Origin of the sequence: Vibrio sp. ArtGut-C1, from assembly GCF_002105475.1 — a bacterium.
Lineage (GTDB): Bacteria > Pseudomonadota > Gammaproteobacteria > Enterobacterales > Vibrionaceae > Vibrio > Vibrio diabolicus.
Genome location: NZ_NCTH01000008.1, coordinates 15,135 through 36,950 on the forward strand (window position 1 = coordinate 15,135; position 21,816 = coordinate 36,950).

19 protein-coding genes are annotated in these 21,816 nt (G+C 47.7%); 10 read left to right on the forward strand and 9 right to left on the reverse strand.

All coding sequences use genetic code 11. The annotated features are described in order from the left end of the window. Positions 1-70: 70 nt before the first annotated feature. From B7360_RS09010 to B7360_RS09025, 4 genes are all read left to right on the forward strand, one after another. The gene (locus tag B7360_RS09010) at positions 71-1,624 is read left to right on the forward strand and encodes an ABC transporter substrate-binding protein (protein ID WP_005394355.1); all 1,554 of its coding nucleotides are present in this window, start codon (positions 71-73) and stop codon (positions 1,622-1,624) included. 146 nt (positions 1,625-1,770) lie between these two features. Beyond that, on the forward strand, positions 1,771-2,748 hold the full coding sequence (locus tag B7360_RS09015) for an ABC transporter permease (RefSeq protein ID WP_031780394.1): 978 nt from the start codon (positions 1,771-1,773) through the stop codon (positions 2,746-2,748). A 2-nt stretch (positions 2,749-2,750) separates the two neighbouring features. Beyond that, positions 2,751-3,707: an ABC transporter permease gene (locus B7360_RS09020; protein ID WP_005394358.1), complete on the forward strand. Its 957-nt coding sequence runs from the start codon at positions 2,751-2,753 to the stop codon at positions 3,705-3,707. 157 nt (positions 3,708-3,864) lie between these two features. Next, entirely contained in the window at positions 3,865-4,878 is a 1,014-nt protein-coding gene (locus B7360_RS09025; protein WP_085343344.1) for an SPOR domain-containing protein, read from the forward strand. Positions 4,879-4,953: 75 nt separating this feature from the next. Here B7360_RS09025 and B7360_RS24985 read toward each other — a convergent pair whose 3' ends face one another. The 6 genes from B7360_RS24985 to B7360_RS09050 form a co-directional block, all read right to left on the reverse strand. Beyond that, positions 4,954-5,097 carry a hypothetical protein gene (locus B7360_RS24985; RefSeq protein ID WP_012841245.1) on the reverse strand — a complete coding sequence of 48 codons (144 nt, stop codon included), beginning with the start codon at positions 5,095-5,097 and terminating at the stop codon, positions 4,954-4,956. Further along, positions 5,087-7,408: an acid phosphatase gene (locus B7360_RS09030; RefSeq protein WP_085343345.1), complete on the reverse strand. Its 2,322-nt coding sequence runs from the start codon at positions 7,406-7,408 to the stop codon at positions 5,087-5,089. Before B7360_RS09030 ends, B7360_RS24985 begins: the two co-directional genes overlap by 11 nt. A gap of 262 nt (positions 7,409-7,670) precedes the next feature. Further along, a complete protein-coding gene (locus tag B7360_RS09035) occupies positions 7,671-9,233 on the reverse strand; it encodes a hypothetical protein (protein WP_085343346.1) in 1,563 nt (520 codons plus the stop codon). Then, positions 9,233-9,805 (reverse strand): sigma-70 family RNA polymerase sigma factor, encoded by a 573-nt coding sequence (locus B7360_RS09040; protein ID WP_005394366.1) that lies wholly within the window; start codon positions 9,803-9,805, stop codon positions 9,233-9,235. Before B7360_RS09040 ends, B7360_RS09035 begins: the two co-directional genes overlap by 1 nt. Positions 9,806-9,807: 2 nt before the next feature. Then, a complete protein-coding gene (locus B7360_RS09045) occupies positions 9,808-11,280 on the reverse strand; it encodes a chromosome partitioning protein ParA (protein WP_085343347.1) in 1,473 nt (490 codons plus the stop codon). Positions 11,281-11,293: 13 nt separating this feature from the next. Then, on the reverse strand, positions 11,294-12,646 hold the full coding sequence (locus tag B7360_RS09050; protein WP_085343348.1) for a serine/threonine-protein kinase: 1,353 nt from the start codon (positions 12,644-12,646) through the stop codon (positions 11,294-11,296). Between the two features lie 219 nt (positions 12,647-12,865). On the opposite strand from B7360_RS09050, the gene B7360_RS09055 reads away from it, so the two are divergent. From B7360_RS09055 to B7360_RS09070, 4 genes are all read left to right on the forward strand, one after another. After that, positions 12,866-13,873 (forward strand): LacI family DNA-binding transcriptional regulator, encoded by a 1,008-nt coding sequence (locus tag B7360_RS09055; protein WP_085343412.1) that lies wholly within the window; start codon positions 12,866-12,868, stop codon positions 13,871-13,873. Positions 13,874-13,928: 55 nt separating this feature from the next. Further along, the gene (locus tag B7360_RS09060; RefSeq protein WP_006741755.1) at positions 13,929-14,864 is read left to right on the forward strand and encodes a LysR family transcriptional regulator; all 936 of its coding nucleotides are present in this window, start codon (positions 13,929-13,931) and stop codon (positions 14,862-14,864) included. A gap of 260 nt (positions 14,865-15,124) precedes the next feature. Continuing rightward, positions 15,125-15,514, forward strand: coding sequence for an SMR family transporter (locus B7360_RS09065; protein ID WP_085343349.1), 390 nt, complete (start codon positions 15,125-15,127; stop codon positions 15,512-15,514). A gap of 10 nt (positions 15,515-15,524) precedes the next feature. Then, positions 15,525-15,854: an SMR family transporter gene (locus B7360_RS09070; RefSeq protein WP_053807555.1), complete on the forward strand. Its 330-nt coding sequence runs from the start codon at positions 15,525-15,527 to the stop codon at positions 15,852-15,854. 538 nt (positions 15,855-16,392) lie between these two features. Here the strand turns inward: B7360_RS09070 and edd are convergent. Both edd and B7360_RS09080 read right to left on the reverse strand, forming a co-directional pair. After that, a complete protein-coding gene (edd, locus tag B7360_RS09075; RefSeq protein WP_085343350.1) occupies positions 16,393-18,189 on the reverse strand; it encodes a phosphogluconate dehydratase in 1,797 nt (598 codons plus the stop codon). Continuing rightward, complete coding sequence (locus B7360_RS09080) at positions 18,189-18,713, reverse strand: gluconokinase (protein ID WP_005467756.1); 525 nt, start codon at positions 18,711-18,713, stop codon at positions 18,189-18,191. Before B7360_RS09080 ends, edd begins: the two co-directional genes overlap by 1 nt. A 153-nt stretch (positions 18,714-18,866) precedes the next feature. On the opposite strand from B7360_RS09080, the gene B7360_RS09085 reads away from it, so the two are divergent. Together B7360_RS09085 and B7360_RS09090 are read left to right on the forward strand one after the other, a co-directional pair. Beyond that, entirely contained in the window at positions 18,867-20,243 is a 1,377-nt protein-coding gene (locus B7360_RS09085; protein ID WP_085343351.1) for a GntP family permease, read from the forward strand. A gap of 9 nt (positions 20,244-20,252) precedes the next feature. After that, positions 20,253-20,864, forward strand: coding sequence for a bifunctional 4-hydroxy-2-oxoglutarate aldolase/2-dehydro-3-deoxy-phosphogluconate aldolase (locus tag B7360_RS09090; protein WP_005379148.1), 612 nt, complete (start codon positions 20,253-20,255; stop codon positions 20,862-20,864). A gap of 105 nt (positions 20,865-20,969) precedes the next feature. On the opposite strand, the gene xapA is transcribed toward B7360_RS09090, so the two are convergent. Then, the gene (gene xapA, locus B7360_RS09095) at positions 20,970-21,794 is read right to left on the reverse strand and encodes a xanthosine phosphorylase (protein WP_085343352.1); all 825 of its coding nucleotides are present in this window, start codon (positions 21,792-21,794) and stop codon (positions 20,970-20,972) included. Positions 21,795-21,816 lie beyond the last annotated feature (22 nt).

The window sequence follows — 21,816 nt, forward strand, 5'->3', positions numbered from 1 at the left end:
CCTTTAGTCATAACAAAGACGCAAACACAACAACAAGGGATCCGTATCCCCGCATGAAGGAGTTATGCAAATGAAAACCATGAAAAGCAAATTAGCAGTGGCGCTAATGGCGGCGGGCCTAAGCTTTAATGCACTGGCAGCAGATATCAAAGTTGGCTACGCAGCTGACCCAGTATCGCTTGACCCACATGAGCAGCTATCAGGTGGCACACTGCAAATGTCACACATGGTATTTGATCCGTTAGTTCGCTTTACTCAAAAAATGGATTTCGAACCTCGTCTAGCAGAGAGCTGGGAGCGCATTAACGACACTACCGTTCGTTTCAAACTGCGTGAAGGTGTGAAGTTCCACTCTGGTAATACCCTAACGGCTGACGACGTTGTATGGACGTTTGAGCGTCTACAAAGTTCTCCTGATTTTAAAAACATTTTCGACCCGTACGAGAAAATCGTCAAAGTGGACGACAACACGTTCGATCTTGTAACCAAAGGTCCTTACCCACTAGTGCTGCAAACTGCAACGTACATTTTCCCTATGGATAGCAAGTTCTATACGGGTAAAACCGCAGACGGCAAAGACAAGTCTGAACTAGTGAAGCACGGTAACTCATTCGCATCGACTAACGTTTCTGGCACGGGTCCGTTCATCGTGACATCACGTGAGCAGGGCGTAAAAGTGGAATTTGAACGCTTTAAAGATTACTGGGACAAAGAGTCGAAAGGTAACGTTGATAAGCTAACGCTTGTTCCAATCAAAGAAGATGCGACTCGTGTAGCTGCGCTACTTTCTGGCGGCGTTGACATGATTCACCCGGTAGCACCAAACGATCACAAACGTGTGAAAGACGCAGACGGCATCGACCTAGTAACGCTACCTGGTACTCGTATCATCACGTTCCAACTAAACCAAAATAGCAACGAAGCACTGAAAGACGTTCGCGTTCGCCAAGCGATTGTTCACGCAATCAATAACGAAGGCATCGTGAAGAAAATCATGAAAGGCTTCGCAACGGCAGCTGGTCAGCAGAGTCCAACTGGCTACGTTGGTCACGATGACAAGCTAGTACCTCGCTACGATCTGAAGAAAGCAAAACAACTGATGAAAGAAGCGGGTTACGAGAACGGCCTGACGCTAACTATGATTGCGCCAAACAACCGCTACGTAAACGATGCGAAAGTAGCGCAAGCGGCAGCGGCAATGTTGTCTAAGATTGGCATCAAGGTTGATCTGAAAACTATGCCAAAAGCGCAATACTGGCCTGAGTTTGATAAGTGTGCGGCAGACATGCTGATGATCGGTTGGCACTCGGATACAGAGGACTCGGCAAACTTCAACGAGTTCCTAACTATGACTCGTAACGAAGAAACCGGTCGTGGTCAGTACAACTGTGGTCACTACTCAAACCCAGAAATGGACAAAGTGGTTGAAGCTGCAAACGTAGAGACGGACCCTGCGAAACGTGCAGCAATGCTGAAAGGTGTCGAAGCGACGCTATACAACGATGCCGCATTCGTACCGCTACACTGGCAAAGTGAAGCGTGGGGCGCGAAGTCTAACGTGAAAGCCGCAGACATCGTGAACCCAATGGTAATGCCTTACTTTGGCGACCTAGTTGTCGAGTAATCATACTTAGTCATGATAGAGAGGGGCGCCAGTCCTTCTCTGTTTTCGACACTTGGCTCGTTTTTATTTCAGTCGGATTGAGCCAGTTTTACAGACTGAATTTTCTCTCTAAGTTTAGAGATCTATGGATAGTTAAGGGGCAAGGAATGTTTTCGTTTCTGGTCAAGCGCCTGTTTCAGGCACTGATAGTGATGTTTGTGATCAGTTTGGTGGCGTTTGCCATTCAGGACAACCTGGGTGATCCGCTGCGTGAGCTTGTAGGTCAGTCGGTTTCGGAATCGGAGCGCCAAGCGCTACGCGACGAATTGGGCCTGAACGATCCCTTTATCACAAAGTACACGCGCTTTGTGGGTAATGCACTGCAAGGTGATTTGGGTACATCATACTTTTTCAAGCGACCTGCGGTTGAGGTGATCCTCGATAAGCTGGTGGCAACATTAGAGCTCGTGTTTGGCGCGACGCTCATCATTATCGTTTTCTCTATACCACTCGGGGTGTATTCCGCGATTCACCCGAAGAGTGTCTTTACCAAATTTGTTATGGCGATGAGTAGTGTCGGCATCTCGATTCCGGTGTTCCTAACCGCAATCATGCTGATGTACGTCTTCTCCATCGAACTCGGCTGGCTGCCTTCCTACGGGCGAGGTGAAACCGCTAACGTGCTCGGTTGGGAATCTGGCTTCTTTACCATCGATGGTATTAAGCACCTTATCCTGCCGTGTATTGCGCTAGCGTCTATCATGCTGCCGTTGTTCATCCGTCTGGTACGTTCAGAAATGCTGGAAGTACTGAGCTCGGAATACATTAAGTTCGCCAAAGCAAAAGGTTTGAACTTACAAAAGATTTACTACCAACATGCACTTAAGAACACCATGCTGCCAGTACTGACGGTAGGTGGCGTGCAGATTGGTACCATGGTGGCTTACACCATCCTAACCGAAACCGTATTCCAGTGGCCGGGTACAGGCTTTCTTTTCCTAGAGGCAATCAACCGTGTAGATACACCGTTGATCACAGCTTACGTTATCTTTGTTGGTCTGATTTTCGTGGTAACCAATACCATCGTTGATTTGCTGTACGGAATTATCAACCCAACTGTGAACTTAACTGGAAAAGGAGCTTAATCATGAGCCAATCAAATGTAACACCAGCTCCTGAAGCCGCTCCATCTGCATGGCAGCGTTTTAAAGAGTCGGACTTTTTGTATTACTTCAAGCGCGACAAAGTGGCGATGGCAAGTTTTACGGTCTTTATGATGTTCTTAGTGTTGGCATTAGCTGCGCCAATTCTAGCTCCGACTGACCCGTATGATCTGACGTCTATCGACATCATGGATTCAGAGCTACCACCGTCTTGGATGGAAGAGGGCGATGAGCGTTTTGTTCTTGGTACTGATGAGCAAGGCCGTGATATTTTATCGACCATTCTTTATGGTTCTCGTCTGTCTTTGACGATCGGCTTTTTAGCCGTCGGTCTTCAGTTGATTCTGGGTATCATCATTGGTTTGTCGGCGGGTTACTTCGGTGGTCGTATCGATAGCTTCTTGATGCGCTTTGCGGATGTTCAACTATCGTTCTCAACCATGATGGTGGCGATCATCGTATCGGCCATTTTCAAAGCCAGCTTTGGCAGCGATTTTTACAGCCAATATGCGGTGGTGATGCTGGTGGTGATCATCGGTGTGGCTGAATGGCCGCAATACGCACGTACCATTCGTGCTTCAGTACTGGCTGAGAAGAAGAAGGAATACGTAGAAGCGGCACGAGTGATGGGCTTTAAAGCGCCACGCATCATGTTCCGTCACATCCTGCCAAACTGTCTATCACCAATCTTGGTTATCTCGACGGTACAGGTAGCGAATGCGATCATGTCGGAAGCGGCACTGTCATTCCTAGGTTTGGGTCTTCCTGTTGATCAGCCGTCACTAGGTGCGCTGATCAGCATCGGCTTTAACTACATCTTCTCAGGTGCGTGGTGGATTACTGCCTTCCCAGGCATCGTGTTGGTTACACTGGTTCTGGTTATCAACTTATTGGGTGACTGGTTACGAGATGTATTCAACCCGAAACTGTACAAAGGTTAAGAATTTTCCCGCCAAGCGTTGTAAATTCGCTTAATTCCTTCCTAAACTGAGAGCCGGATGCAAATTCCGGCTCTTTTTTTGCTAGTTATTCTTTGTTCACATTTTTTTGGCGCTTTGCCGCCATAATGACCTTACCCACTAATTTAGAGTGAAGTGTATGGAAATGAAGAAGGCACAACACCCATCTCGTATCTTCCAAGCAAGCCTAGCTTTCGGCTTGTTGCTGGTATGCGCCCAGTTTTCTAGCCCAGTATCGGCGGAGGAGTTCCTTTGCCAAGCTACTCAAGCCAGCGAGAAAGAACTGCCGATGCTTGAGAAAACGTGCCCAATTGGTAACGGAGTATGGGGAAAGAAAGTGCCGCAAGGAGGCAACTACCTCTACTGGATTCAATGCGGATTACTACCAAAGCCAATGTCACTCGCGAAAGCAAAGCCGCTTTACAGCAAGATTACGACTGACGTGTGGATGAAGCCGGAGTCCAAAGGTTATCGCTGTTTGATTGGGCCTTACAAAGATCTGTCTGATGCGAGGGGGGATTTGCGAGGAGTCAAAACCTTGTCGAATTACAAAGAGGCGTTCATCCGCGTGGTTGGAAAAGAGAATAAACAGTCTACGACACCATCTAAACCCGCTGTGCCGTCGAAATCAGCCGCATCTTCGGTTAAGCCAACACCGACGGTGACCCCGAAATCCGCGCCAGTTCCTGCCGTGCGAGCTGATACCGACGCCTTTACAGCGCCGGCAGAGAAGTCAAAGACCAAGGTAAAAAATACACGTGATAATTCTTCGTCCAAGCCTGTTGCTAAGACCAAAGCGAAGCCAGTTGTGAGCGGGAATGATGACATTGAAGTTCGGTTGAGAACCTCCTTACAAGGCAAAACGTACGTGGTACCGTACTTACTCGACCACCACAATCAGTTTTACATGGAATACGGCAAGCCGTGGAATCGTCTCAACTACGAAAACTCGCAAAAAGTATGTCAGCAACTGGGTATGAGCTTAGCCAGCCCTGCAGAATTCAAAGTGTTGAGGGCGTCTGGTGTGATGGAAAAAAATCAATGGCCACTGCAACTGCCGTATTGGGGCAAAGATAAGAAAGGTTTGTTCGCAGATCGTGAGCCAAACCAGCTCACCGGAACCTCATTATTGAACGTAGTGTGCGTGAAATAACGACTCAAATATTGCGGTCAAAAGATAGAAGAAAGCCCCGAGTTCGGGGCTTTTTTGCGGTCTCAAATATTATCGCTATTTGAGTGGCGTTTCTTTGTGACAGTTGGAGCAGATATACACTTCTTTGATGCCGACCAAGCGTTCCCAAAGCGTTCTGCGTCTTCTACGCAAATGCACGCTATCACAGCAAGGGTTAACGATGGTTGCTTTAGTCATCATCGCCAGGCTCCAAAATCGGGAGTGAACTCGCGATGCTTGTCATGGCTTCTTTGTTGTGAGAGTACAGACCATATTCCGGCGCGGATTCATGACCGTTTTGCTCTTTACTCCAACGAATACCGATGTAGAAGTCACCAAAATCACGGTTGATGTAACGATGACGAGTTTTGTAATCTGACTCTGAGCCTGTTTCTTTTAGAATCAGCAGCTCACGGCCTTCATCATTCTGGATTTCCCAATTACCTGGAGTTTGGAATCCTGTTGGCATGAACGACGTGTAGTTGTAAGTATCAGCGTTGTACTCGTACGTACCTGACGAGTATTTCAGGACTTTGTCGTCGCCCGAGCCTTTACTTTCTACCATCAAGTCATGCTCTACCGTGCCGTGTTTGATGTGTTCTGCAACCGAAAGTGATTCTGCGAATGGTGTATTGCTTGAATCCATCCAGAACAGCTCATCATCTGAGATTTTAACGATCATCTGAGTGCCGTTATGCTCGGTTGTGTGTTGGTACAGCATTTCATACTCTTCGCCGTAGCTGTTGTATAGCTTGCCGTCTTTCAGCTCGACGTCTTCACAGTCTTTACTGTGGTATTCCGCGTAACCAGTTTGTTGGTCCAGATCGGCAAGAATAGCGTAGGCATCGTGTTCCCATGTGTTTTCTAGGAAGTCGCTGATGCTCGCTTTGTACTCTTGATTCATCTCATCATGGTTTGAGCCCCAGCAGAATAGTAGGCCTTCAGAGTCTTGCATCAACATGGCATAGCCAATTTCACCGTCTTTTTGTGCAAAGCTACCCATTTTCCACTCTTGACCGTTGAAGTGCTCGTGAGTGAAGCCCAAAGTCGGCACTACTGGTGGTGGCGTGACGCCTTCGATAACCGTTGGCATGCTGAGCGCAATCTGTACCGCGGTATGGCCATCTGTTGCGCTAATCGCAAGTGCTGCACCAGCTTCGCTCGCTTTTGTCGGTGTGCCTTTAATGGTGACAATCGCATTGTCATCCTCAGATACTGTTAGACCTTCAATGTCCACATAGTCCGCTGAGTAGTCGGTGATATGACCGTCTTTATCTTGGAACAAGCTAGAAATATCGAGCGTTTGTTCAAATACTTCACCTTGTTGTAGGTACCAACCATCAACGATGGACTGTAGACGCGCTTGTTCTGTTTCCACAACCGTTGGTGGTAAGTTTGCCGATTCGATTTCGAACTTAAATACGGTGCTTACCGTACCCAAAACCTTACCTGAAGAATCAATGTCTTGCGCCGTTAGGACTATCTCAAAATCACCAGCTTTTTCTACGATAGCAGTCGGATATAGAACAATCAGATTTCCAGTTTGCGCAACTTCAATGCCTGTGCCTGCTAAGTTGTGCGTCAGTTTGGTTGTCACAAGGTTTTGGTCTTTGTCTGTGAAAAGACCTTCAATGTTTAGTTCAACGCCATCAAAGCCTGCGCCTTGTACGACTTTGGGTAACTGACCAAGCTTATCTTCAGCCGATTCTTCGATGGTTTCGTTTACGGTTAGCTTGTTATTGATTGCCGTTTCAGGTGCTAAGTTGTCGCTATTTGGGGTCGCGTCAGTGATGATTGGGCGTAGGCTTGCATCATTGATGTTTTCGCCGGATGCGATAAGACGATCGACTTCTTGGTTTGCCGCTTGAGCAAATTCAGTGGCCTTTTTCTCGTAGTTAGCTGGGTTTTGCGCTTTTGAGTCGGTCAGAATCTGAGCGGTTTTATGTAGTTCGGCGTTTTTTGTCGCACCTTCAACAAAATCACTGTACAGATCAATTGGTGCTTCTTCTGAGCCTCCTAGCGCTTGGTTTACCTTGGCTTTTGCGTCTTCTTCACTAATGGATGGATCTTTTGCCATTTCAATCGCAACAAGGTCTGTGATAGGTGAAATCACGTTTGACGATGTTGGTGCACGGAACACGATTTCGTGGGCCATGGCTTGGCCTGGATGATCCATATCAACCGTGTATTTGCCAGCGTACTCTTTAGCATCCAAAGCGATAAGCTGTTTCTGCTTTGCACCGTTTGGTGTAATGGTCTGCAGTGCTAGAGTTTTTTCTGGTTTTGCATCCAATTTAAGCTGACCTTTCTCATCGGTCAGACCAAGGAATGTTTCTTGAGTGTCCCATTGGCCGTTGTTGTTCGTATCTTCAAAAACAACTGCATGTTTGAAGTAGCCGTCAAAGCCTGTGATTACAACACCGTTGTTAGCACTGTTTGAACCACCATCTGAACCGCCACAGCCAGTAAGAGCGATAGCCACTGACGCTGCTAATAAACTCACCTTATTCATTATTCATTTGTCCTTGTTTCGTTTCCGAATGAGAAAGTCGCTTTTTTATTGTTTTTATCTTTCAATCTCACTAGTGAGATTGAAGAGAGTGGTGTCTTTTTAATGACTATTGAGCCTAGGTTCAAGACACGAAAAACCGCACAAAACCCGTAAAATTTATTTCTATTTTTTGTCTATGATGGAAAATTGATAATTTGATCACGGTTCCAGTTTTATTTTGGGGGTGATTGTTTTGTCAAAATAACCACCTGTAAAGAAAGGTTTATTGGGTGTCGCTAAGGACAGGGGCGTGATAAATCATGTTGATCTTAAATTCCTCAACGCGATCAGCAAATTGAGGGTGAGGTTTAAGCACATAACTGTAGACTTCGCCTGGAATGAATATGTCGTAATCTGTGTATTCAAGGTTGTAAAACATAAATGTTCGTTGCCAGTAATCATCTGGCCATTCAGCACAATGTATTGGAGTTATGCCGTCAAAATCCATTGAGCTAGAGATAATATCGGCAAACTCTCCTCGCCCCGCTACGATAGAGCTGTACCAGTAAAATAAATAATCATGACAAAATAGGTCATGTTGATTTGATTTCATATTGAGATCAGAGTCCAGCTTGTGCACTGGTTCGTTACCCTGAACACTTCTATCAAATATGTAGTTGCTAGCAGTCCCGTTTATGTAACCCCCTCCTGAAATGGGAAAGAGGTAGTCAAACAACGTTCCTTGATATTCGTACTCACCAGTGTGGACATTGATGCGTTTTTCCATCGATTGCTTGTTTTTTTGCATGGTGTAGCTTTCGAATTGTTTGCCATCAAACACGGTGGTGAAATAGTTCTGAGTCTCTTTATGAACCTGAGATGCGTATACCTTTTTGGTGGTCCAAATTTGGCGTACGCCGTGGACATAAACAATCAACGAGTCATCACTGATTTTGTACTCACCCACCTTTTTTAAATCTCCCTCTTCAGGACACTGGTGTTTGTCGCTTGAGGCGGCATAACGTACCTCGTCATCCTCAAACTGAAACGCTTCGCAATACACCACTTCATACGCGTACGCGGTACCGCCAAGATTTTGCGTCGTCTCCAAGCGATAGACAATGTCGCCAATTAACGGGTGTTCCGTGTCATTGTGACCTGGAGTGACAACAGGCAACTCAAAACGTGTTGTGACCCACGCATGGTCGCTGTCGCCGTGGTAATCATCACGCGCCGCTACCGCCAGGTATGTGGTGGTTTTAATGTTCTCTGGTGCACCTAGCACCATCATTTGTCCTTGGTTTAGCACCCTTAATCCATTGGCGTTTTCGAGCCAAATCCGAGTGGTGAGGAGATCACCATCCGGGTCTTCAAACAGTTGGTTAAGATTGAGCGAATAGCTAATCGGAGAGTTTTGGTTGAGCTCCCAAGCATAAATAATGGTTTGTAGCTGTTGTTCCACCATGAGGTTGATGATGGGTTTATTGTTCTCTGATGGGTCCTCTTTTGAGCGGCTGTCTTCATAACCCAATGACGAGTCGTAAAAAGAGCCGTCTTCTGTAGTATGAAATGGGTTCGTAATTGGCCCTGGTTGTCCTAAAATGGCAGAATTGAAGGCGTCATCACCGTCTTTTGTGTGGGCGTTCTCCAACGCAGAACCTGTCAACGCTTGCTTTACTTCAACTAAAGATGTGCGCTCATATTGACGATGTGTTCGCGTGGTTGATTGGCTCGTGCTGTCTGATGAGTCCGCCGCTGATGCCAAGCTGGATTCGTCTGACATGCAGTATACGCCGAGCAAACCAACGCAGATTGCGCCGATTATCCAAAATTTTTTGCTTCTCATTACGCGTGCGCCATTCGTGATTGCAACCAGCTGCGAGAGAATTTTAGGTCTTTCTCTATTAAGCTTGCGCTGCACTCGAGCAGTTCACTGATTTCTTGGTTTTTCATTCCCATTAAATACTTGAGTTTGAGTGCACTTGATTGGCGTGGGTAACGGCTACTGAAGTTATCCAGCGCTTTATCCATGATGATCAATTGTTCGAAGCGATCTTCTTCATCTCTCATCAATGTGATGTGTTGACGCTTTTGTGCTTGGTGCGAGCGTGCGTTATCGATCAAGATTTGACGCATCACTTTGGCGGCCATCAAAAAGAAATCACGTTTTGTTTCAATTTCACTCATGTCGCAGTTGGACATCTTCAGGTAAGCATCATGAATTAATGCCGTGGTGCTGTTGACGCTATCGGCCAATACCTTGTTGTCGGTGCCGTACTTTTCCGCGTTTCGTTCACGCTCGTGTTGGGCGATCTTACGTAACTGCAAATACGCAAATTGGTAAAGCTCACTCTCGGCTTGTTTATCACCAGATTGCCATTGTTGAATGATTTGTGTCAGTGCTACTGCTGTTGCCATGGTTATACATCCTCGCTCACTTTGACAAATTCAGAAATGGTGTGGGTTTCAATGCGATCAGAGCCGTCTCGGTTGCGGAGAACATCTTGTTGATAGCGATATAAAATGCCTTGTTCCCAAGTTGCGCCAGCGGGCAGATATTCCCAAGTGGTGTAATTGATTTCGGCAGGGGTCGTTGACCAACGTACCATGACATTCATTTGCGCAAGCTCGGCTTTGGGTTCGTCATTGTTGACCCACCACATGTCCGCATACTCTTGGGTGACATCTTGTGTGTATAGGCTTGCGTCGGTTGGACAGGTGTCTGCATTGTGCGGCAGTCGCATGACTTGTTGGTGGCGCATCAATAGGCACGATTGTGTCATGGACTGCTGGTGGTATTGGGTCTGCTGCCATACCCCGAGGTAGTCGATGTCGTGTTCGTTCGTGTTGGGGTAGGTAAACCACAGCATTTCTGTACGATTGTGGTGGTGGATGTTTTTTTTACGCCCAAGGCCTTGTACTTTTTCCATCAGTAGCTCAGTGCTTGGATCAAAGTTGAGTGCAACGGAGCGGTATTTCCAGTCGCCTTCATCATCAAAGTCTTCGAGAGAGAAGCCATTCAAATCGTTGCGGGTGCATCCAGTGATTGAGCAACCGACGATATTAAACCAATCCGCAAATTTGCTTATCGGCTCGACAATGTCTTCCGTGATAGGGCGCTTCATCGAGAGGAAACAGCCTTGAAAATGGTCGCCAACGCTTGGATGTTCAATCAATGAATCTTTGGTGATGGTGAATCGAGTTTCACCAAACGGAGGGCGATATTTAGGATGATGTTGATAACGTAAATCGTAAGCACAAGCGCGGCCTTGCCAATCTTTCTTTTTGATCACGATGTTTTTGAACGTCATGCCGCGAGGTTCGAAGATGATCTCATCAGAGGCAAAGTTTTTCTCAATGTACAGCTGGCTTTCGTTTAAGTGCTCAATTGCCTCATCGACAGACACCCAGTCGAGATTGAGGTGACGTTTGGCGTCATCCAGATAATTGAGGTCAAGGCCCTTGAGCTGGTTTTGAAAGCGAGCATCAGATAATACGCGGTTGGCTAAGACAATTTCCTTACGATTCTCAGGCGTGCTGTCGAGAGAGAGCAGCAGGCGCGTCATATTGATGCTACGACTGGGTTTGGTTGTTGCCATCGTCGGTGTAAGCACTTCTTGGCTCGATAAGGTTGTCAGCAGATAACCTTTATCATCGTTGCCAAGGAAGAAACTAATCACATCACCAGGTTGGTAGTGAAATGCCCCTTGCTGAGTGACGCCAGTGATATTGGAACTGGTTTTGTAATACAAGCCAGTCACTGGCGCATCGATAAAGTAGCCTTGCTTCAAGGTTGAAGTGGGCGGGTGTGAAGTGGCAGCAGAAGTGTCTGCTGCTAACGTGGAGGTAGCCGTCAATGCAGACAGCCAAAATACCACTGAACGTGTATACATCTTGTTTTAAGCCTTATTGGTTGGTGCTGTCCTCAGACGCACAATTTGGCTGACAACTCATTGGAGTAGTTAGGTGCTTCTTTGGCACCGGTGTCATCATCGCCAACAACATTTTTTGTTTTATATGTTTGGGGATATCTGGATTAGAGAGTATCCGCCTTCGTGTTAACTCCATCATGGAGCTCACCGAGAGGTGTTCGACATTCTGCCCCTTCGCGTGGAAGATAAGGCGAGTCATTTCGTACATCATATCTTCTGCAATCTTCTTTTCTTGTTGCAGTTGGATATTCTTTTGCATCATGGCGCTGCCAAATAGCACACCTGATAGCACGATGATGCCTGACAATGCAGAAGCAAGAGGGCGCCGTTGCACCAAGCGAAAGGCGCTATACAAAGGCCAGTGTTTTTTCTGCTCGATAGGGCGACGTTCGATAATTCGCTCGATATCAATGCGTAGCGCTCGCACATCTGGGTATCGCACTTGTGTGGCTGGACGCGTCGCCCGTCTTATCACCCAATACACATCAGACCAAACCGCTGGTGACGGAAACATCAAAGCGAGGATTTTGCCCAATGAATAAACATCGCTTTGTTCTGTCAGTACTTGTCCTGCCTGCTGCTCAGGGCTGGCAAAATTTTGGCTAAACGCAATCAGTGCCGAGGGTGCTCCCTCTCGGGTGGAGTGCGCTTTTTGAGTCAAGTTGAAGTCGAGCAGTTTGGGTCGTTTGCTACGATCGATCAGTATATTTTCTGGTTTTAGATCGGCATGCAAAACATGATGCTGGTGGGCGTGCTCCATCGCCTGACAAATCTGCTTAAACAGCAGCAGTTTTTCCGTCTTTTCCAGCTTATTTTCTGACAGGTATTCATCTAAGGTTTGACCAAATACCCGCTCCATCACGATGTAAACTGAATCTTGATGAAGACCGCCATCAAACACTTTCGCTATGTACGGATGGTTTAGACGCGCGAGCAGTTGTGCCTCATCGAAGAGTGCACGTTGTCCCAGCACATTACTCAAATTGCTTTGAATAAACTTGATAGCTAGATCTTGTTCGAACGTTTCATCTGCACGTAGGGCGGCGTAAACGACACCCATGCCACCGCGACCCAACTCATGAGTTAGGCGATACTTACTGATGACTTCTCCGCTTAGATCGACGTCTCGGTTCGTAGCCTGGTGAGCACCAAAGTAAAGTAACTGCGTTAGTTGTTCTTCAGGTGTCTCGTGGGCTAAAAGAGGAACGAGTTGTTGATACAGCTCAGGTTGACTTTGTTGCAATGCTTGGAGGTATTGCTGCTTTTGGGAGTCGTCCAGATCAAGCAAGTGATAGTAAATCTGGGTTTCGCTAGAGCCTAACTGCACTGTGCCTAATGTCTTATTCTTTTAGGTACGGCATTTTATAAGAACTTTGATATAAATGTCATTTATTTATTCGGCTTTGACTCACAATGTATGAAACGCAATTTGGTGGCTAATACAATAATAACGTCATGATTTTGCGAATTATTTTCACTGAGCTTGTCGGCAGAGAGTCTATTCGTCATAATGTTACTTGTAACATTACTGATAAATCACATATTTATGGCTCAACAGAATAAGAAAACTCGCACGACATTGCAGGATGTCGCAGACCAAGTTGGTGTCACGAAGATGACGGTTTCACGTTATATGCGTAACCCTGAATCGGTGGCAGAAAAGACTCGGGCCAAGATTGCGACTGCGATTGAAGAGATGGGATACATCGAAAACCGCGCCCCCGCTATGTTGTCAAAGTCGTCCAGTAAAGCCATTGGTATTTTACTGCCCTCATTGTCCAACCAAATTTTTGCTTCCTTTGTTCAGGGCATAGAGATGGTGACCAAAGCCAATGGCTATGAGACGCTTTTAGCGCATTTTAGCTACGATGAGCTTGAAGAAGAACGCAAGATCGCATCATTACTCTCTTATCAGGTCGATGGACTTATTCTCACTGAAAGCCATCACACGCCGCGTACATTGCAAATGATAAAAAATGCAGGGATCCCTGTAGTGGAAACCATGGAACTACCACCAAAGCCGATTGATATGGCGGTTGGGCTAGATCATGAAGATGCCTCGTACACGGCGGTTAAGCAGATGCTAGATTCAGGTAAGCGTACAATCGTTTATTTTGGGGCGCGTTTGGATACGCGAACCAAGCTGCGTATGCAAGGTTATGATCGCGCGATGACGGAAGCAGGCCTAGAACCTAAGCACGTATTAACGGGTGACCACTCTAGCTTCTCTTTAGCGCATGATTTGCTTGAACGCGCGCTAGAAACTCACCCAACGCTTGATGGCGTATTCTGTACCAACGATGACATCGCGATAGGGACCATGCTGAGCGCGCAACAACGTGGCATTCAAGTTCCGCAGCAGTTGGCGGTTGTGGGCTATAACGCGCTGGATATCGGTCAAACCATCAGCCCGAAACTGACTAGTGTCGATACGCCGCGTTTCAAAATCGGTGAAAAGAGCGCAGAGCTTTTGATCGGGCGTCTGAAAGGTGAAGCGCAAGAAGAAAAAGTGGTTGATATGGGGTATCAAATTACCTCAGGAGAGAGTGTTTAACTCGCAGTTAACCGCTCTCTGTATTCGCTCATCAATGGTATTGGCAGGTTAGGGTATGGCACATCAGCTGGATGCATTGGATCTCAACTTAATGCGTTTATTAAAGGCAGTGGTGGAAAACCGCAGCATCAAGCTGGCCGCGATGCAGCTGGGCATTTCTCAACCGAGCGCCAGTCGCGGCGTGATGAAGCTCAAACAAGTGTTTGATGACCCGCTGTTTGTGCGTAAAGCGCATGGGGTTGAGCCGTCACCGATGGCGATACGCCTCGCCGCCGAGTTCGACAACATGATTGCACCACTGGAAAAAGTGGTGCAAGAGTTTGAAGTGTTCGACCCACTGCAATACCAAGGGCAGATCGCGATTGTGACTGACCCTTATTTGATGGATGAGCAAGGGCAGCGATTGCTAACTGGCTGCCATCGAGCCTTTCCCAAAGCGCACTTTGCCTTTTCCAGTTGGAACAGTTACTCGCACGATGAAATGTTAGAGGGCGAGCACGATTACTGCATTCTCGACCAAGAGACCGAGCTGTCGAAAGACATTTATATGCGTCCGTTGTTTGTTGAAAAACGGGTGATTTTGGCACGTAAAAACCACCCGACTTTGTCGAAAGTCAGCAATGATTGGGACACGGTCTCCAAACTGCCTCTGGTGTCTCTGCCTGCGCCCGCCTCGTATAAACCACTTTGTACCGTGGAGTCCGAATATCGTCGTATGGGCTATGAGCCTGTGGTGTTACTTAAATCCTATAATTTGCGTGTGGCGTGCCAAATGTTGCAAGAAACCGACGCGATTATGTATGCCAGCCAAAGCTCAGCAGTATTGATGCCGGAGCTGGACTCTTACGCGATGCCTTTGGTCAACCGTGAGTTTAGCCAGTTTGTCGTCTCTGGCGGTTTCTTACAAACCAATCGCAACCATCCTTTGCACCGACACTTACATAAAGTGGTACGCCAAACTCTGAAGATGCCATTAATTTTCGCACAGTGACGACGGATTATTGTCTCGCGTCACCGAGATTCTCTGCATAAGATAACCATGAAGAAAATGTGTGATTACATAGACAACTCGATCCTATAGATATTCAAAAATGAATATCTCAATTACCTGTCTCTTTTTCCTGCTCAGCGCTAACCTTAGCTCAAACAGTCAGGAGAAGTGGCTCATTTTTATCTTTTTAGTCGATACAGATGCGTGACATTCACCATTCTCCGTTATGCAGTTTTTTAATTTCTGATGGAGGATTCATCATGCTAGTTGCACGTCTATTTTTATTGCTCGCCATCGTTGCCGAAGTAGCAGGCACCAGCACCATGTCTTTTATCGGACAAGGTCATGGATGGTTGGGCTACATCGTGATGTACGTATTGATTGCGGTGTCGTACTACTTCCTCTCGATTGCAGCGAAAAAGATTTCTATCGGCGTGGCATACGCTGTTTGGGAAGGGTTGGGTATCTCATTGATCACGGTCGTTTCAATCGTGTTGTTTGATTCTGACTTAAATACCCAAGAGCTGCTTGGTTTGATGTTAGCTGTCATCGGCATCGTTTGTGTGACTTTAGGTGAGTCACACGGTCAATCTAACACCAAGAAAAAGTCGATAAATCGGCAAAAGAACGTTCATTTTCTACAAGTGTAAGGTGTGAATCATGAGTCAATTTTTTACGATGTCATTTGGATTTGTCGTGATGGCTGCCTTGGTCGACATCGTGGCCAATATGGCGCTCACACGTTCTCACGGCTTTAAATACAAAGGCTGGGGCATTACCGCGATTGTGTTGGTACTGGCTGCGTTCACGCTGTTGGCGCAAGCGGTGAAAGAGATCGACTTAGCCATTGCTTATGCCTCTTGGGGCGCGATTGGTATCTTGGGTACCGCAGTGGGTGGTGCCTTGCTGTTTAAGCAGAAACTCAAGCCAATCGGCTGGTTTGGTATCTTTGTGGTGATTGCTGCGGTCGTGGTGATGAAAACCGCTTAATGCAATCCTCTGAACCCCAGATATCTTCATTCTGAACAGCGAGGGACGCGCGTGATTCAGAATCTACCGACAACAAAGTGCAGTGGCAGAGGGGGTTTCTCTGGCTTCACAACACGTTGATAGTAGATCCCTGATCTCGCCTAGGCTCGTCGGAATGATGGACTAATTCGTTTATTTAAAAAGAGAAATGACCAATCCCAAAGCTCGTCATTCTGAACAGCGAGGGACGAGCGTGATTCAGAATCTACCAACAAAAAGTGCTGTGGCAGAGGTGTTTTCTCTGGCTTCACAACACGTTGATAGTAGATCCCTGATCTCGCCTAGGCTCGTCGGAATGACGGACTAATTCGTTTATTGAAAAAGAAAAATGACCAATCCCACATCTCGTCATTCTGAACAGCGAGGGACGAGCGTGATTCAGAATCTACCAACAAAAAAGTGCTGTGGCAGAGGTGTTTTCTCTGGCTTCACAGCACGTTGATATTAAATTCCTGATCTTGCTTAGGCTTGTCGAAATGACGAGGTTTTTCTTCTCGCCTTAAACAATGAAGCTTGCGCCTTCTTCTGCGCTAGAGACGTTTTGGCGGATCACGCTAAACAAGCCTCGTCCCCATGTTTGTTGGGGAGATTCGGTATCGAAATGAATCAACTCGCGCCCAGTGGTGTCGCTTAAGTTGTTCAATTCGCCCGTTTGGCAATCAAGGCGAATCAAATCGCCGTTACGCACCAAACCAATCGCGCCACCACGAATGGCTTCTGGAGAAACATGAATCGCAGACGGAATTTTACCTGAAGCGCCAGATAAACGACCGTCAGTAACCAGCGCCACTTTAAAGCCCGCTTTTTGCACGTTACCTAAAATTGGCATCAGCTTGTGCAGTTCAGGCATGCCGTTTGCCGCTGGGCCGTTGTGTGTGACCACAACGATGCAATCTTTGTTCAGCTCACCACGTTTGTACGCAGCTTCCACTTCATGTTGGCATTGGAATACGATCGCAGGTGCAACAATCACGCGTTGCTCTTCTTTCACCGCAGACACTTTCACCACGGCTTTGCCCAAGTTGCCAGTCAGTACGCGAGTGCCGCCAGTGTTTTGGAAAGTGGCGTCCGGTTTGGCGATCACGTCACCGTCTTGGCTGCCTTGGCACGGTGTCCAAGTCAGTTGGCCATCGACAAGGCTCGGTAGCGTCATCTGATCTTCAAATTCACCAAACACGGGTTTCACATCGCGATGCAAAAGCTCGGATTGGTTCAAGCGGTGCAATAACGCAGGCACGCCACCCGCGTCTTGGAACGCGTTCATATCGGCTGGTCCGTTCGGGTAAACGCGAGCTAACAAAGGAACCACATCCGACAGATCGCTGATGTCTTGCCACGTGAGCAAGATGCCAGCAGCACGCGCCACGGCGATCATATGAATGGTGTGATTGGTGCTGCCGCCAGATGCAAGTAGAGCGATGATGCCGTTGACCAAGCTCTTTTCTGTGACCACCTCGGCCAGCGGACGGAAGTGTGCAGAACCCGCCGTCATTGAGGCGATTTTCAGAGCCGCGTGATCGGTTAACGCTTTACGCAGTTGGGTATGGGGATGAATGAATGCCGAACCTGGCAGCATCAAGCCCATGGCTTCGAACACCAACTGGTTGGTGTTGGCGGTGCCGTAAAACGTGCACGTACCCGCAGAGTGGTAAGCGCGACACTCCATATCCAGCAGAGCGTCTTTGCCGACTTCACCCGCTGCGTATTTTTGGCGCACGTCGACTTTCTCTTCATTGCTGATGCCTGTTGCCATCAGACCCGCTGGTACAAACGCAGTCGGTAGGTGCGCGTAAGACAGTGCGCCCATCAGTTGCCCCGGGGCAATTTTGTCACAGATGCCAAGCAGTAATGTGGCATCAAAGACATTGTGGCTCAAAGACAACGCCGTTGATTGCGCAATTAAGTCACGCGAAAACAGCGACATATCCATGCCGGCTTGACCTTGAGTCACCCCATCGCACATCGCTGGCACACAACCTGCGACTTGCGCTGTATGGCCGTAGTCCGCCAGCACTTGTTTGATTTGCGCCGGGTAGTCTTGGTACGGCTGGTGGGCGCTCAACATGTCGTTGTAGGCGCTGATCAGCGCGACATTGGCATGAGTAAAATCGAGAATATTTTTCTTTTCAGAAGAGCAAGAAGCGGCGACCGCATGGGCTAAGTTACCACAAGATAAACCAACACGGCCTTTGCCAGCTTCGGCTTGCACTTCGGTGCGAGCAAGAAACGCAGCGCGCGCTTCACGGCTGCGCTCGATCAAACGTTGTGTGACCTCAAGAACAACAGAGTGAGTCATTACGCCACCTCGATCGCTTGCATTTTGATTAGCTCAGCGGCAGAGCGTTCCACCACGTCGCTGATGTCTCCGTCGATACTGACGATCAGAGTTTGAGGCTCGTTGTCTGGGCGCTCTAGCGTCTCGAATTGGCTCTTCACCATGTTTTCTTTCATGAAGTGGCCTTTGCGCATACGCATGCGATTAAGGATCAACTCCATATCGCCATCAAGGAACAGGAAGGTCACGTTGTCGTTGCCTTCGCGGATCTGATCGCGGTAAATCTTTTTCAGTGCTGAACAGACAATAATGCCGTGTTCGTTTTTGCTTTCTAGGCTGTACGCCGCATCACGAATGCGTTCTAGCCATGGCTTGCGATCATCATCGTTCAGAGGCTGGCCCGATGCCATTTTCTGAATGTTCGCTCGTGGATGAAGATCATCACCATCAATGAATTTACGCCCTAGCTTTTTCGCTAGATGCTCACCAATTGTGCTTTTACCACTAGCACAAACGCCCATAACGATGACACTACTACCAGCCATAACTTATCCTCATAACCAAATTTGCGCGTGATCTCAATTTTTGAATTCACTTTAAAATATGGGTTTATCTTATTCATGTTATCGGTAACATGTTACCGGTAACTGAAATAAATGTGAACCATAACACAAACAATAATTCTTAAAGGTGAACCTATGGAGCAATTAACCCAAGCCCCAGATCCTACGTTCCTACTGACGATTGCAGGCCTTGCCATTGCAGCGTTACTCGTTCTGATAATTAAACTGAAAGTCCATGCTTTTGCTTCCCTTACTATGGTGAGTTTAGGCACAGCAATCGCCACTGGCGTTCCTTCTGAGAAAGTCGTATCGACCATGATGGGCGGCTTCGGCGGCACACTGGCTTCCGTGGCATTGCTGGTTGGTCTTGGTGCGATGATCGGTAAAATTCTTGAAGTGACTGGCGGTGCGAAAGTGCTGGCAGACACTTTGATTGGTCGCTTTGGTAAAGAGCGCGCACCATTTGCTTTGGGCGTCGCTTCATTACTGTTTGGCTTCCCAATCTTCTTCGATGCTGGCCTTGTAGTGATGATGCCAATCATCCTAAGTGTTGCGGCTCGTTTTGGTGGCTCACCAATTAAATACGCGTTGCCTGCTGCCGGTGCTTTTGCGGTTATGCACGCGTTTGTTCCACCACACCCAGGTCCGGTTGCAGCGGCAGAATTCCTTGGCGCAAACATCGGTCTGCTATTGGTGGTGGGTATTCTGGTTGCTATTCCAACTTGGTACCTTGGCGCTTACCTATTTGGTTTATACACGGGCAAAAAATTCGATATCCCACTATCTAAAGCCTTCTTTAATGGCGAAGCAATGGTGGATGAGCGCAACGCACCAAAATTTGGCACGGTTATGACCATCCTTGTGCTGCCAGTCCTGCTAATCTGTTTGGATACGGTATTGAACACACTGGCGGTTGCAGGTTTGATTGATGGCAAAACGGCACTGGTTGAGTTCCTACGTATGCTAGGTAAAACCCCAGTCGCGTTGCTAATTACTTTGATTGTCTGTCTGGCTGTGTTTGCCAAAGACTACGGCATGGCAAAACTAGAAAAATTGTGTGGTGAGTCATTGGCTCCAATCTGTGGCGTTATCCTAGTAACGGGTGCTGGTGGCATGTTTGGCGGCGTACTGCGCTCAAGCGGCATCGGTGATGCACTGGCTGACGTTCTTACAGACACAGGTATGCCTGTGATTGTGGCGGCGTTTGTGATTTCAACCTGTCTGCGTGTTGCTCAAGGCTCGGCAACGGTAGCGCTAACCACTACGGCGGCTCTTATCGCGCCAGTTGTGGCTGCATCAACAGGTTTGAGTGAACTAGACCTTTGCTTTATCGTAATCGCGATTGCGGGTGGTGCAACGGTACTGTCTCACTTCAATGACTCTGGTTTCTGGTTGGTCTCTCGTCTGCTTGAGATGGATGAGAAAACCACATTAAAAACTTGGACGGTAATGGAAACGTTACTTGGCGGTATCGCGTTTATTATCGTCGCAACATTAAGCTTTATTCTTTAGAGGTTCCCCATGACAACACTTGAACAACGATTAAGAGAAATCAAAATCGTCCCAGTTATCGCAATCAACGACGTAGCACACGCTCTGCCACTGGCAAAAGTGTTGGTAGAAAACGGTTTACCATGTGCGGAAGTGACATTCCGCACCGAAGCGGCGGCGGAATCGATTCGCATCATGCGTGAAGCGTACCCAGAACTGTTGATTGGCGCGGGCACCGTTCTGACCACTGAACAAGTGGATATCGCAATCGAAGCGGGCGTGGACTTTATCGTTAGCCCAGGCTTCAACCCAACCACAGTGAAATACTGTCAGCAACGTGGCGTGACTATCGTACCGGGTGTAAACAACCCAAGCTTGGTTGAGCAAGCGATGGAAATGGGTCTGCGTACGTTGAAGTTCTTCCCTGCTGAGCCTTCAGGCGGCGTAAGCATGCTGAAAGCACTCACGGCGGTTTACCCAGTTGAATTCATGCCAACAGGTGGCGTAAGCCCATCCAACGTGGAAGATTACCTAGCACTGAAATCGGTTGTAGCTTGTGGCGGTACGTGGATGGTGCCAACCGCAATGATGGACAACGGCGATTGGGAAGGTATTGCTGAATTGGTTCGTGCAGTTAAGTAAAACGCACAAACGGCTCCGAAATACCCCCGAACGTTAGAAAACGTGATACGAAAAAGGGTCATCAAGTTACTTGATGACCCTTTTGCTTTTGGGAATGAAACGGCTTTAGAAGTGATGCTTCATAAAGCGCTTAATAAAGCGAATGAAATCTGCTTCGGCTAGCTTCGCGCACTTCAATGTTTGGGCGTGAGACAATTCTACATCTCCCAAGCCTTCTGCCATGTTGGTGATCGCACACACTGCCAATACGGGTAAGCCGCAATGCGCCGCAGAAATCACTTCTGGCACGACCGACATGCCCACCACATCACCACCGATGATTTGCATCATGCGGATTTCGGCTGCGGTCTCAAAGTTGGGGCCTGTGTAAGAGACAAACACACCTTCATTCAGGTGAATACCATTGGCTTTGCCGACTTCAAACGCTTCTGCGCGTAGGTCTTTGTCGTACGCATTGGCGAGGCTGAAGAACCTCGGGCCGTACTCTTCATCATTCGGACCGATCATTGGCGATTCAGGCATGGTATTGATGTGGTCATGAAATACCACCAGAGAACCGACATCAATGCGTTCAGGGCGAAGTGAGCCTGCTGCGTTGGTGACGAGCAAAAACTCACAGCCCAGCTTTTTAAAGGTGCGCACGGGCGTGGTCATGACCTTCATTGAGCCGTGTTCGTAGTAGTGACCGCGACCTTTCATGCACACTACGTCTACGCCGCCCATGGTACCAAGCACCAACTCACCAGAGTGGCCTTGCACGGTGCTAACCGGAAAGCCTTCGAGATCTTCGTATGGAATGACCACTTTGTCTTGTAGTTCATCTGCCAATACGCCTAAGCCAGAGCCTAAAATAAACGCCGCTTTAGGTTGGAAGTTTGGTTTGCGTTCGCGAATGGTTTGTAGCGCACCGATTACTGGATCGTGATTCATGTTAGTCACCTTCTGGTTGTGT